The organism is Parasediminibacterium paludis (assembly GCF_042651445.1).
GTDB lineage: Bacteria > Bacteroidota > Bacteroidia > Chitinophagales > Chitinophagaceae > Parasediminibacterium > Parasediminibacterium paludis.
Genome location: NZ_JBHSDC010000022.1, coordinates 1 through 13,475, shown reverse-complemented (window position 1 = coordinate 13,475; position 13,475 = coordinate 1). Strand labels below are relative to the sequence as shown.

13 protein-coding genes are annotated in these 13,475 nt (G+C 36.5%); 8 read left to right on the top strand and 5 right to left on the bottom strand.

Features of this window, described 5'->3' with window-relative positions; genetic code table 11:
* Positions 1–33: 33 nt before the first annotated feature.
* From ACFOW1_RS10435 to ACFOW1_RS10425, 3 genes are read right to left on the bottom strand one after another with little or no spacing between them, the layout of a single operon-like run.
* Complete coding sequence (locus ACFOW1_RS10435; protein ID WP_379014111.1) at positions 34–1,590, bottom strand: acyl-CoA mutase large subunit family protein; 1,557 nt, start codon at positions 1,588–1,590, stop codon at positions 34–36.
* Positions 1,591–1,647: 57 nt separating this feature from the next.
* Positions 1,648–2,160: a DUF7935 family protein gene (locus ACFOW1_RS10430; RefSeq protein ID WP_379014110.1), complete on the bottom strand. Its 513-nt coding sequence runs from the start codon at positions 2,158–2,160 to the stop codon at positions 1,648–1,650.
* 48 nt (positions 2,161–2,208) lie between these two features.
* Positions 2,209–2,382 carry a hypothetical protein gene (locus ACFOW1_RS10425; RefSeq protein ID WP_379014108.1) on the bottom strand — a complete coding sequence of 58 codons (174 nt, stop codon included), beginning with the start codon at positions 2,380–2,382 and terminating at the stop codon, positions 2,209–2,211.
* Between ACFOW1_RS10425 and ACFOW1_RS10420 the strand changes: the two genes are divergently transcribed.
* The 5 genes from ACFOW1_RS10420 (at position 2,381) to ACFOW1_RS10400 (ending at position 7,608) form a co-directional block, all read left to right on the top strand.
* Positions 2,381–2,725, top strand: coding sequence for a HesB/IscA family protein (locus tag ACFOW1_RS10420; protein ID WP_379014107.1), 345 nt, complete (start codon positions 2,381–2,383; stop codon positions 2,723–2,725). The genes ACFOW1_RS10425 and ACFOW1_RS10420 overlap by 2 nt on opposite strands.
* Positions 2,726–2,845: 120 nt before the next feature.
* Positions 2,846–3,862, top strand: coding sequence for a tRNA (adenosine(37)-N6)-dimethylallyltransferase MiaA (gene miaA, locus ACFOW1_RS10415; RefSeq protein WP_379014106.1), 1,017 nt, complete (start codon positions 2,846–2,848; stop codon positions 3,860–3,862).
* Between the two features lie 74 nt (positions 3,863–3,936).
* Positions 3,937–4,131: a hypothetical protein gene (locus tag ACFOW1_RS10410; protein ID WP_379014105.1), complete on the top strand. Its 195-nt coding sequence runs from the start codon at positions 3,937–3,939 to the stop codon at positions 4,129–4,131.
* Between the two features lie 39 nt (positions 4,132–4,170).
* Complete coding sequence (locus tag ACFOW1_RS10405) at positions 4,171–5,496, top strand: M16 family metallopeptidase (protein WP_379014103.1); 1,326 nt, start codon at positions 4,171–4,173, stop codon at positions 5,494–5,496.
* 48 nt (positions 5,497–5,544) lie between these two features.
* Positions 5,545–7,608: a M16 family metallopeptidase gene (locus ACFOW1_RS10400; RefSeq protein ID WP_379014102.1), complete on the top strand. Its 2,064-nt coding sequence runs from the start codon at positions 5,545–5,547 to the stop codon at positions 7,606–7,608.
* A 75-nt stretch (positions 7,609–7,683) separates the two neighbouring features.
* On the opposite strand, the gene ACFOW1_RS10395 is transcribed toward ACFOW1_RS10400, so the two are convergent.
* On the bottom strand, positions 7,684–8,019 hold the full coding sequence (locus ACFOW1_RS10395; RefSeq protein WP_379014101.1) for a hypothetical protein: 336 nt from the start codon (positions 8,017–8,019) through the stop codon (positions 7,684–7,686).
* 374 nt (positions 8,020–8,393) lie between these two features.
* Positions 8,394–9,515, bottom strand: a complete 1,122-nt coding sequence (hemW, locus tag ACFOW1_RS10390) for a radical SAM family heme chaperone HemW (RefSeq protein WP_379014100.1) — start codon at positions 9,513–9,515, stop codon at positions 8,394–8,396.
* Between the two features lie 141 nt (positions 9,516–9,656).
* Between hemW and ACFOW1_RS10385 the strand changes: the two genes are divergently transcribed.
* The 3 genes from ACFOW1_RS10385 (at position 9,657) to ACFOW1_RS10375 (ending at position 13,371) form a co-directional block, all read left to right on the top strand.
* Positions 9,657–11,426, top strand: coding sequence for a BamA/TamA family outer membrane protein (locus ACFOW1_RS10385; RefSeq protein ID WP_379014098.1), 1,770 nt, complete (start codon positions 9,657–9,659; stop codon positions 11,424–11,426).
* 340 nt (positions 11,427–11,766) lie between these two features.
* Positions 11,767–12,549: a DUF4271 domain-containing protein gene (locus tag ACFOW1_RS10380; protein WP_379014096.1), complete on the top strand. Its 783-nt coding sequence runs from the start codon at positions 11,767–11,769 to the stop codon at positions 12,547–12,549.
* Between the two features lie 24 nt (positions 12,550–12,573).
* On the top strand, positions 12,574–13,371 hold the full coding sequence (locus ACFOW1_RS10375; RefSeq protein ID WP_379014095.1) for a uroporphyrinogen-III synthase: 798 nt from the start codon (positions 12,574–12,576) through the stop codon (positions 13,369–13,371).
* Positions 13,372–13,475 lie beyond the last annotated feature (104 nt).

Here is a 13,475-nt window from a genome sequence, read left to right as displayed (position 1 = left end):
CCTTTGTGTCGTAGTGGCTTTGTGGCTAGATTATTATTTATGCTCACCAAAAACATCCCTCAATACATTACTTATTTCGCCAAGCGTGCAGAGATTTTCTACTGCTTCAATTACCAGTGGCATTAAATTATCTGTACCAATAGCCGCTTGTTTTATTTTTTCTAAACAAATAATTACTTGTGCATTATCACGTTTGGCCTTTAAGCTTTGCAATTTTTCTACTTGTTGCTTGCCAATGCTATCATCTATTTTAAATACAGGCGTAACTGTTGTTGCTGCCGATTGAAAAGCATTTACCCCAACAATTATTTTCTCATTACTTTCTATTTTGCGTTGATAATCGTAAGCACTTCGAGCAATATCGTCTTGCATAAAGCCTTGCTCGATAGCAGCCACACTACCGCCCATAGCATCGATTTTAGAAATTAATACTAATGCTTTCTGTTCAACTTCTGCCGTTAAGTTTTCTACAAAATAACTACCTGCAAGCGGGTCTACCGTATCGGCTACACCACTTTCAAAAGCCACAATTTGCTGGGTTCGCAACGCAATTCTTGCCGCCTCTTCTGTAGGTAAACTCAATGCTTCATCAAATCCGTTCGTGTGCAAACTTTGTGTACCGCCAAGTACCGCAGCCAATGTTTGTACAGTCACTCTTGCAATATTATTTTGCGGTTGCTGCGCGGTTAAGGTACTACCACCCGTTTGTGTGTGAAAACGCAACATCATAGCTTTTTCATCTGTTGCACCAAGTTCACGCATCATGTTGGCCCAAATGCGCCTCGCGGCTCTGAATTTTGCCACTTCTTCAAATAAATTATTATGTGCATTGAAGAAAAAAGAGAGCCTTTTACCAAACACATTAATATCTAAACCCTTTGCCTGTGCAGCTCGTACGTAGGCTTTACCATTACTTAAGGTAAAAGCTATTTCTTGAACGGCTGTGCTTCCTGCCTCACGAATATGATAACCAGAAATGGAAATGGTATTCCATTTAGGCAAAGCTTTTGCACACCAATCAAAAATATCCGTAATAATGCGCATGGATGGCTTTGGCGGATAAATATAGGTACCCCTTGCAGCGTATTCTTTTAAAATATCATTCTGAATTGTGCCTGTAATTTTGGCTAAATCAGCTCCTTGCTGCTTGGCCAAAGCAACATAGAATGCTAGTAAGATAAAGCCAGTAGCATTAATGGTCATCGATGTACTGACATTTTCTAATTGGATACCTGCAAATAAGCGTTGCATATCTTCTAAACTATCTATAGCCACACCTACTTTTCCTACTTCGCCTTCAGCCAAAGGATGGTCGCTATCATAACCAATTTGTGTGGGCAAATCGAAAGCCACACTTAAACCACTTACACCTTGGCTAAGCAAATAATGGTAACGTTTATTACTTTCTTCAGCCGTGGAAAAACCAGCGTACTGGCGCATCGTCCACAGCTTGCCACGGTACATATCTGGTTGAATACCACGGGTAAATGGAAATTGCCCTGGTAGTTCTGTTACAGGTTGCTGATTGCTAGTTGCTGGTGTATAAATTGGTTGAATGTCAATACCTGAATCAGTCACTATTTTTTTCATGGCAAGCGTTTTACTCAAAGTGCTTTTTTAAATACTCCTTCTAAGGGGTCGGGGGGCTTACAACAGCTTCTTCGCTTCAAAACTTAAAGCTTCTGCTACCAATTCGTGTAAATTGCCACGTTGGTCGGTCATTACATATTCTAATATACGTCTGTTTAAATCTAATCCTGTTGCATTGGCAGGTAAGCTAGCAGCAATTTGATTTACAGCAAGCATATTTTGCTCTTTCAGATTTTTAATGGCATCCCAAGCTGCTGGGCTCACATAAATCTGTTGCGTGATATTGTAATCAAATTCTTCTCTAATAGCTTGCAATAACAATAATTGCATATCCCTAGCACCAACTTCAGGCACATTTACACGGCTTACAACATTGGGCAACGCCATACGATTAGTAAGTAATAATAATCTTTCATACGCCTGTAGTTGCAAGGTTTTAGAGCTATTATCTGCCGCTTCATTTTTATCATCTTTTGCGGCGCCTTTGCGTTGCAAATACATTAATCTAGCAGCTATACCACATACCACTGCCGCAAAGCAAACCCCCACAATCATCGTTAAAGTATCCATTGATATCCATTTTATCTTACAAAAATAACGGAAAGAACAGCCTTGCTATCATTTAATATCTACTACAATTTGTGCTTTATGTTTCCTTGATGGTATGATATTTACAGTAATCATTAGCATCATTTCAATCATGTAATCATAGATATATTTTCCTTTTACCGATAATAAGAACGATTGTTTAAAAGCCGCATTTTTTACCTTTGCATAAATATTAGTGCGCATGGAAACAATAACAACATCACCGGTAAAGCTTACAGAAAGCGCTATCAACGAGATAAAACGTTTATTGAACGAGGAAGGTTTTGACCAATCAAAAAAATTACGTATAGGTGTAAAAGGCGGCGGCTGCAGTGGCATGACGTATGTGCTTGGTTTTGACGATGCTACAGCACAGGATGAAGTGTATGAAAGCGGCGGAATTAGCTACGTCATGAATCCTAGCCATCAATTATATTTATTTGGTATGGAAGTAGATTGGCAAGGCGGCCTTAACAGTCGTGGTTTTACTTTTAGCAACCCCAATGCAAGTAAAACTTGCGGTTGCGGCACATCTTTTAGTGTGTAAATGAGTATGGTAAAATAAATTAATTAAAATCCCTCTTTGCTTTTTGCTAGAGGGATTTTTTATTGCAGCATATTTGTAATAACTAATCTAAGTATTTTATAAATTTATGTTATAATAATTTTGCTTGATGGAACAACAGAACGCGCAGAATATTCTGCGCTTTCAGCGTTTTCTGCGAGCGTTTTAATGAAGCATTTTACACAACTAATGACCATCAATTTATCACATAGCAAAACTGTCATCATTGTTGCAGGGCCTACAGCCGTGGGCAAAACAGCACTATCATTGCTATTGGCACAGCATTTTAAAACCGCCATAATTTCGGCTGATAGTAGGCAGTGCTTTAAAGAAATGAGCATTGGTACAGCCAAACCTTCGCAAGAAGAATTGGCGCAAGCCAAACATTATTTTATCAATTCGCATAGTGTAAACGATGAAGTAAATGCAGGTGTGTACGAGCAATATGCATTACATGCTTGCGATGAGATATTTACCCAAAACAATGTTGCTATTATGGTTGGTGGCACGGGCTTGTACATTAAAGCATTTTGTGAAGGCATTGATATTATGCCAACGATACCTTCAGAAATTCGCACATATATTATTAATCAATATCAGGTAAATGGTCTTGAATGGTTACAGCAGGAGTTGCAAACGAAAGATCCTATTTTTTGGGAAACCGCCGAAAAACAAAATCCACAGCGTTTAATGCGCGCATTGGAAGTATTTGAAACTACAGGCAAATCCATTACCAATTATCGAAGCAATACGGCGGTTGAAAGACCTTTTAATATCATAAAAATAGGGCTAGAAATGCCAAGAGAGCAACTTGTACAAAACATCAATTTACGGGTAGACGCAATGATGCAAGCAGGCTTATTAGACGAGGTAGAAAGCCTAGAAAAAGTGCAACATTTGAATGCTTTACAAACCGTTGGCTACAAAGAGTTGTTTGCCCATTTACAAGGCTCTTGTGACTTAGCGACTGCCATTAACCAAATAAAAATAAATACAAGACAATACGCTAAAAGACAAATGACTTGGTTTAAAAAAGATGATGAGATATACTGGTTGACCAATAACAAAACGTTACAAACTGAAATAATAATTTTATTAGCACAGATGGGTTTAGCATAGAGCAAATAGGCGTTGGTATAAAATTTTAACCTATAAAATGCATTGCTACTATGTTTGAGCCATAATTAATACCAATGAAAAAATCTCCATCAACAAAAACGATCGCATTACTACTTGGCTTTGTGACTGGTTTTATATTTTTATTAACTATGTTTATTGCCTTGGGTGTTGCGATAGAATCTATTTTTATTATAAGTATATTCTTTACTGTTATTATAACGGCAATAGCAATGTTACTGTCTAATAGCAAGCCAAAAATTATCCAATAAACCAATCATTCCATCCTTAAATACAAATCAAAAAGACACATGAAAAAATGGCTATTGATGGTTTCTGCTGGTATCTGCATGGGCAGCGTATCATTTGCACAAACCAAACAAATTCAGTTTGAAAAGTACACTTTGCCCAATGGCTTAAAAGTGATTTTACACCAAGACAAATCAGCACCAGTAGTAGCTGTATCGGCTTTGTACCATGTGGGTAGCAAAAATGAAGACACGGCTCGTACTGGCTTTGCCCACTTTTTTGAGCATTTAATGTTTGAAGGTAGTGAGTATGTAAAGCGAGGCGATTTTGACAAGTATGTTTCTAATGCTGGTGGTTACAACAATGCCAACACCACGCAAGATAGAACTTATTATTTTGAATTATTTCCAAGCAATCAATTTGCCCTTGGCCTATGGCTTGAGAGCGAAAGAATGTTACATGCGAAAATTGAAGACATTGGCGTGAATACGCAAAAAGAAGTAGTAAAAGAAGAAAAACGCCAACGTGTAGATAACCAACCTTATGGTACTATCATTGGCAACGTATTTAGCCGTGCCTTTAAAGTGCATCCTTACCGTTGGCAGCCAATTGGCAGCTTGGAGCATTTAAGCCGTGCCAAACTGCAAGACTTTAAAGATTTTTATGCTACTTTCTATGTGCCTAATAACTGCGTTTTAAGCGTGGCAGGCGATATTGATATTGAAGCCACTAAAAAAGTAATCAACGATTATTTTGCAACTATTCCAAAAGGCACGATAGAGATACCAAGACCAAATATTGTAGAACCGCCACTAGGTGAAGAAGTAAGAGATGTGATTGAAGATAATATTCAATTACCAGCAGTGATACAAGCTTATCGTGCCCCAAAACAAGGTAGTGATGAATATTATGCTTTTAATGTACTAAGTACCATTTTATCTGGCGGCAGTTCTTCTCGTTTAAACAAAACCATTGTTGATGACAAACAATTAGCGGTGGCGTCTGGTGCCTTCAACTATGCATTAGAAGATGCTGGTTTATTTATTACTTATGGTATAGCCAATGCCGGTGTAAAACCAGAAGTTTTAGAAACCAATATTGATTCTGTTATTAACGCTGTAAAAACAACATTGGTAGGCGAGAAAGAGTTTCAAAAAGTTAAGAACCAAACCACCACTGCATTTGTAACACGCAATGCAACCATGGAAGGCATCGCAGAAACCTTAGCCAACTACGAGGTGTATTTTGGCGATGCTAATTTGATTAATACAGAGCTCACTAAGTTTAACAAAGTAACCCGTGAAGACCTACTAAACGTTGCTAAAAAATATCTTAATAAAGACAACCGTGTGGTGTTGTATTATGTACCAAAAGGCAGTAAAAAGTAGTAATTCAGTTTAAAAGTTTGATTAAAACCATCTAGTAAAAATTAATACATGAAGAAGATATTATTATACACCTTATTCGCGCTACCAATGGCTGTTATGGCTCAGGTAGACAGAAGCAAAGCACCCAAACCTGGTCCTGCTCCCATTGTAAAAATTAGCGAACCTGCCATTTTTACCTTACCAAATGGCTTAAAAGTATTTGTGGTACAAAATACCAAATTACCTAGAGTTTCTGCTACGCTTACCATCAATAGAGAATCGATTATTGAAGGAAATAAAGCAGGCTTAACATCAATAGCAGGTGAACTCTTGCGTCGTGGTACTAGTAAGTTAAAAAAAGCTGACCTAGATGAAGCCATCGATTATTTAGGTGCCAATATTAGCACTTCATCTACTAGCGTTAGTGGCAGCTCGTTGAGTAGCAATTTTCCTAAAGTAATAGAGTTGATGAGTGATATTGCGTTACGCCCTGCTTTTCCTGCGGATGAACTTGAGAAAATTCGTACACAAGCATTGTCAGCATTGGCACAAGGCAAAGAAGACCCAGCTACTATTGCTAGAAATGTTACTTCAAAACTAGTATATGGGAAAAATCATCCATACGGCGAAATAGAAACAGAAACTACTATTAAAGCCGTAACTGTTGATGATGTAAAAAAATACTATACTACCTACTGGAAACCTAATGTGGCGTACTTGGTATTTGTGGGCGATATCACAGTGGATGCAGCTAAAGAACTCGCCACAAAATATTTTGGCAGTTGGTCAAGAGGTATGGTACCAGCACCAGTATATAAAGCGCCTGCTGCGCCTGCAAAAACATTTATTGCTATTGTAGACAGACCATCAGCCGTGCAAAGCAATATTAGCTTGGTGGCACCTATACAATTACAGCCAGGCAGCCCAGATGCAATTGCTGCTGATATTACGGCTAATATTTTAGGCGGGGGATCTTCTGCTAGATTGTATAAAAATTTGAGAGAAAAATATGGCTTTACTTATGGCGCTTATTCATCTATTAGTGAAGATAAATTGGTAGGTAATTTTACTGCTACTGCTGCGGTGCGCAACGATAAAACGGATAGTGCCATTGGCCAGTTTATTTACGAATTTAACCGCATTAGAAACGAAGTGGCTAGTGTAGATGAAGTAAGCTTAATTAAAAATGAACGCAATGGAGCATTTGCGCGTAGCTTAGAAAATCCTGCTACTATTGCTGGCTTTGCGTTGAATATTGCACGTTACAATTTACCAAAAGATTATTTTCAAAACTATTTAAAAAACCTTGCTACGGTAGATGCTGCTAAAGTAAAAATGATGGCCAATAAATACATACCAGCAAATAATTTGGCCATCGTAATAGTTGGTAATGCTAAAGAAATAGCCAAAGGTTTAGATAAATATGGCATTGTAAAATACTACGATATTGAAGGTAACGAAGTAGCTGCGCCAGTTACCAAAGCGGTGGCCGCTGATGTAACAGCTGAGAGTGTGTTGCAAAAAAGTCTAGACGCTAGTGGTGGCAAGGCCATTGCTACTATTAAAGATGTAGAAACTGTAGGCACTGCAAGCATAATGGGGCAAAGTTTAAATCTTTCTCAAAAGTATATTGTGCCTACTTCTTTTGTACAAAACTTGTCTGCTGGGCCGATGTCTATTATGAAACAATCTGCTAAAAACGGTGTGTATACTGTAACCCAGCAAGGACAAAACATGCCTGTAGGTGATGATGATAAGGAAGAACTTGATGAAGAAGCAGCTTTAGTGTACGAGAATGTGTATTTAAACCAAAAAGGCTATTCATTTACATTAAAAGGTATAGAACAAGTAAATGGTAAAGATGCTTATGTTGTAATTATTAAGACGCCAAAAGGTCGTGAGCTTACAAATTATTACAGCACCGCTACTTTTTTAAGATTAAAATCATCAAAACAAGAAGATGCTGGCCCTCAAGGTAAAGTAACTGTAAGTACTTACTATAACGAGTACAAAACCTTTAATGGTGTACAAATACCAGTTAAAATGCTTTTAGATCAAGGGCAACTAAAAATTAATATTGATATTACTGACGTAAAAATTAATCAAGGCTTAAAACTTGAGGATTTGAAATAATTACGTCCACCAACTTCTACAAAAAAGCGACATCAATCCTTTGGTGTCGCTTTTTATTTGGTGAAATGTCCTAGTTTATTTTCCACCTATTAGGCTTAGGGCTTTTTCTAAAGTTGCTACTTGAACTTTGAGGTGTTCTATTTCTGCTTGCAGCGCTTTTACTGTTTCAGTTTGGTCTAAAGGTTTTTGTGGCGCCAAATCTGGCGGCAGCATATCTGCCACTTCTCTTATAAAATTGTGCGCTAGTGTTTGGCTAACAGTAAACAACGTATCTATCCGCATAGTAGGATGCTTTAGATAACTCGCTACTGTTTTAGGTGTTACGCCTGCATTTCTGGCCCAGGCACTTTGAGATAACCGATGCTTAGTAATAAATAGCCTTAACATATTGCCTATATGTGGTGCTTCCATATAATTAATTTTAAGGCTAATATACACATTTATCATACATATATATTCATATATCTTCTTCGTATAGGACTAAGACCATCCAATCCTGACCTTAAACTATCCCATTAAGGTAGAATAATCACCACAATAAAACCGTTAAACTGTTATACTATGGTAGTTGAATGTCTATTTCATAGCCTTTTAATAGGCATATCATAGGTATTTATCCAACCTATTATGGTAGTTTAAGTGCTAATTTATTACCAATTAACATGAAAATATAGATATTAAACGATTATATCATTAGCATTTTACCACCCTATCATAGGGGTTATGTAGTCTTTTACTACCTTTTAAATGCCCATTCAGGGAATTAATCCCCATTTACTAAAATATTATTGAAATAAATCCGCCGCAATTCCATCTGCGATTAATCTACCTGCATTTGTTAATCGAAGGTATTGGTCACTTTGTACCATGTAATTATCATGTAAATATAGATGCGCTGCTTGCAGAATAGCTGTATGGGCGGCATTACCCCAACGCAGTTGCACATGCTGTAATGATAAACCTTCCATCGTTCTAAGGCTTGTCATAATGTATTCGTTCAGTTGTTGTGTTGGGGTTAAATGTTCTACCTCAAAAGGCACTACTTCCTTTGCAATACTTGCCATATACAAAGCATTATTGGCAATATTCCATTGACGGCTATAGCCATTAAATGAATGTGCCGATGGGCCAAGACCAAGATACGTTTTACCCTGCCAATAACTGCTATTATGCCTACTTCTGTGGTCAGGCCTTGCAAAATTCGAAATTTCGTAATGTTCAAAACCAGCGGCTTGCAGCCATTGCATAAGCAGTTCAAAATGTTTTGCTTGTTGTTCTATATCTACATTGGCTATCTTTTCTAGCTGAATCATCTTGTCCAAAGCCGTTTTAGGCTCTACGGTAAGCGCATAACAAGATAAATGGGTGACGCCCAAATCGATAGCAGTTTGTACATTTTGTTGCCACTGTTCATCGCTTAAAGTAGGTGTGCCATATATTAAATCGATGGTGAGATTAGTAAAGCCATATTGCTGCGCTAATTGAATACAATCGGTAGCCTGTGTGGCCGAATGTGCTCGGTTCATCCAGCGTAAATCATCTTCCACAAAAGATTGTACCCCAATGCTTAACCGATTGATACCCATTTGCTGCCAAGCTATTAGGCGTTCGGCTGTAATATCATCAGGGTTAGATTCTAGCGTAATTTCTGCGCCATCACTTACCGAAAAAGTAACTTTTATGGCTTGTAAAATACGTTCTATTTGCTCAGCGGTACACAAGCTAGGCGTACCACCACCAAAATAAATGGTATCAATCTTTTCTTGTAAATACAATTGCTGTAGCGCTACTTCTGCTACAATAGCATCTATCATTTGCGCCAGCAAACTGTGCGTGGTAGAAAAATGAAAGTTACAGTAATGGCAAGCTTTACGACAAAAAGGAATATGAATATAAATACCTGCCATTGAAAAAAATTTAATAACACCACATAGACACAGTAGGCACATAGAAACCCTAAGTTTCGCTATCATTTAGCTATAGAATACAAAAACTAGGTGGCTACTGTGGCTATGTGGTAAAAAACGGTGTAAACTTGTAATGATTTAATGGCGAAAGTACAGTTATACAGTTTGTTTTTAGTGGTTTTATTGTGTGGATGCTTAGTAAAAGTAACTGCACAAACCCACTATTTGCATGTACAATGTAAGGACAGTGCATGGCAGCATTTACAACTTACTACCAAATTTGCTAATAAATTACAATGTAAAACCTACGTCAATCAATTACCAAGCTTGTTGCAATCAAAAGGCTATTTAGCCGCATCGGTAGATAGTTTTTACCAAGATTCGGCCACAACTACCGTTCTACTTTTTTTGGGTGATAAATACATTTGGCAATCGCTTACTATTTTACCGCAACAACAACCTTTACTCGAGCAATTGGGTATCAAAAAAGAAGCATTTACAGCCAAGCCTATTAATCCACAAAATATTACCCAACTGCAGGAAAAACTACTTGATTATTTTGATAACGCAGGTTATCCATTTGCAAAAATTGGTTTTGATAGTGTGCAAATAGTAAACAATAAAGTGAAAGCTCACCTATATGTAAACAAAGGAATTATGTACAAATTCGATAGTTTACATATACTAGGTAGCGCTAAAATAAATAGTACTTTTTTATACCATTATCTCAATCTTCAACCAGGTGAAGTATTTAATAAGGAGAAACTGAATGCCATTAATCAGCGCTTGCTAGAACTACCCTACTTGCAACAAAGTAGTGCTTGGAATTTAAATATGTTGGCAACATCATACAGCCTTAATTTATATTTACAACCTAAACGCAGCAATCAAATTAATGTAATAGTGGGTTTTCTACCAGCCAATCAACAGGTTGGCGGCAACGTATTGCTTACTGGTGAAGCCAACTTGAACCTAAAAAATGCGTTCGCTACCGGCGAAACCATTTTGTTTAATTGGCAGCAATTACAATCTGCATCTCCTCGCCTAAACTTAGGTTTTCAAAAGCCCTATATCTTTAACTCAGCGTTTGGCATCGATTTTGGGTTTGAGTTGTATAAAAAAGATTCTGCCTATTTAAACCTAACTGCAAAATTGGGTGTACAATATATACTTTCAGCGAAGCAATCAGGTAAAATTTCTCTTGAAACATTTAAAACCAATTTATTAACGGTTGATACTGCTACCGTAATTATTACACAAAAGCTACCAGATATTATTGATGTAAGCACCACCAATTTGGCACTTGAATACGAATTGAATAATACCAATTATCGTTTTAATCCACGTAACGGCAACGAATTGAAGATAGGCATTAGTGCGGGGAATAAAAGCATTAAAGCCAATAACACCATCACGCAGCTAAAGGGTACCGGCTTTGATTATAGTAGCCTTTACGATACCATTCAAAAAAATACCTACCAACTAAAAGTAAAAACAAGTTTGGCGCATTATTTTACCACAGGCAAGCAATCGGTGGTTAAAACTGCTATTAATGCTGGCTGGTACGAAAGCCCCAATTATTTTAGAAACGAGCTGTTTCAGATAGGCGGCTATAAACTACTTAGAGGTTTTGACGAGGAAAGTATTGTTGCAAATCGCTATGCAGTTGGCACCTTAGAATATCGCTATTTAATAGGCATTAATTCTTATTTTAATGGATTTATAGATTTAGGCGCAGTGACTAATAAATTGACCAATAGCAGTAATAGTTATATTGGTGCAGGTTTTGGACTAGCGTTTGAAACCAAACAGGGCATTATTAATATTAGTTTTGCCGGAGGTAAACGCAACGATTTACCTTTTAATTTTAGAGAAAGTAAAATTCACATAGGTTTTGTAAGTATTTTTTAAAATTACTGTACCATTTTAAAAAAGTGCTTTGAATCACCACCATCTAATCCACTATTTTTGCGGCTCAACAGTATCGCAATTGAAGCAAATTTTCACCATAATTTTTTCATGTTTTCTATCGTTTGCCTACGGGCAAATAGATACAATTGCAAGTACACCCTCTAAAATAGACACTAGTAAAAGCATTAAAATCAAAGTATTAACACCTAAAAAACCAATTATAACAGACAGTTTAAAAAAGAAACCCACGATCGACTCTACGAAAATAAAAGACTCGATAAGGTTGTCGGATTCAAATAGTGAAGCAAAGGTTTTAATTGATTCAATATATAAAGATTCATTGGCAAGAGTTACTGCCAAAGCTTCCTTACCTAAAATAGACACATCTACTTTCGCTACTATTTTAGCAACACAATATTTGCCTTTCGGTAAAGAGGTAGAATTTAAGTTGCAGAAAGACCATCAAGCCAATAAAAAAGAAGAATTATTTTACATGCTTGCCACAGCATTACTGTTAGTAGGTTTTGTGAAAATTGTATTTCCTAAGTATTTCAATAATATGTTTAGCTTATTTTTTCAAACCACTTTACGTTCAAAACAAACACGAGAACAACTATTGCAAAATAAATTAGCATCACTATTAATGAATATGCTGTTTATCGCATCTGGTGGCATTTATATTGCCCTTGTGGTAAAGTTAAGAGGTTGGGTATCTGTAGATTTCTGGTGGTTAATTGCCTATGCATCAGCAATTTTAGCAATTATCTATACCACTAAATATTTATTCCTGCAATTCAGTGGTTGGGTATTTAACACAAAAGAAGCTGCACAAACCTATACATTCATCGTGTTTTTGAGTAATAAAATCATGGCTGTTGCTTTATTACCTTTCTTAATATTATTATCATTCAATAACGGTCAAATAGCTGAAATTACATATACTATTTCAATTTTTTTAATTGCAGGAATGCTATTATACAGGTATTTAGTATCCTTAAGTTCTGTAAGGAAAGATTTGAGTATTAACCCCTTACATTTTTTCCTATACCTTTGCACCATTGAAATCTTGCCATTATTAATCATTTATAAAGCGGCTTTCAATTATATAGGAACAAGCATTTAATTTTGCCAAAATTTTAATTATCGCATGGCTAAAAAAGTAGCAGTAGCATTAGAAACTGAAACTAAAGTAATAAAAAAAATACTTATTTCTCAACCTAAGCCAGAAAGTGAAAAGTCGCCGTACTTTGATCTAGAAAAAAAGCATAATGTAGAGTTAGTATTTCTACCTTTTATAAAATTAGAAGGTATTATAGCTAAAGAATTTAGGAAACAAAAAATTGACATTACTTCTTTTACAGCTGTGGTATTTACAAGCCGCAATGCTATTGATCATTTCTTCAGAATGTGTGAAGAAATGAAGGTGACTATTAATCAAGATACTAAGTACTTCTGCATAACAGAAGCAGTGGCGTTATACTTACAAAAATTTATATTATATCGTAAGCGTAAAGTATTTTATGGCGCAGACGGTACTAACAAAAGTATGTTTGATGTTATTAACAAACATAAAGAGAATGAACGTTTTTTATATGTATGCAGTGAGAATCAACAAGACAACGATATTGTAAACTGGTTTAAAAATCACAAATGCGATTATAAACTTGCATTCATGTATCGCTCTGTGAGTAATGATATTAAGCCAATTGTCGAAAAAAATAAATTTGATATAATTTGCTTTTTTACACCTAGCGGTGTTAAAAGTTGGTTTGATAATTATCCAGAATTCAAACAAAACGGTGTTTATCTCGGGTCTTTTGGCCAAAATACAACCAAATCATTAGAAGATTTAGGGTTAGACTTAGCCATTAAAGCGCCTCAACCTCAAGCACCAAGCATGGTATCCGCGTTAGATAAGTTTTTGTTGTCGCACGCTAAGAAGTAATTGTATATTTAATTAATAACATTTTATTGCCTCACTGCTTATTGGTGCATTTTGTGTTGGTGTAGTGTGGTGTAGTGATGAAGGGCGTGGGAGGAGGTGTGTTA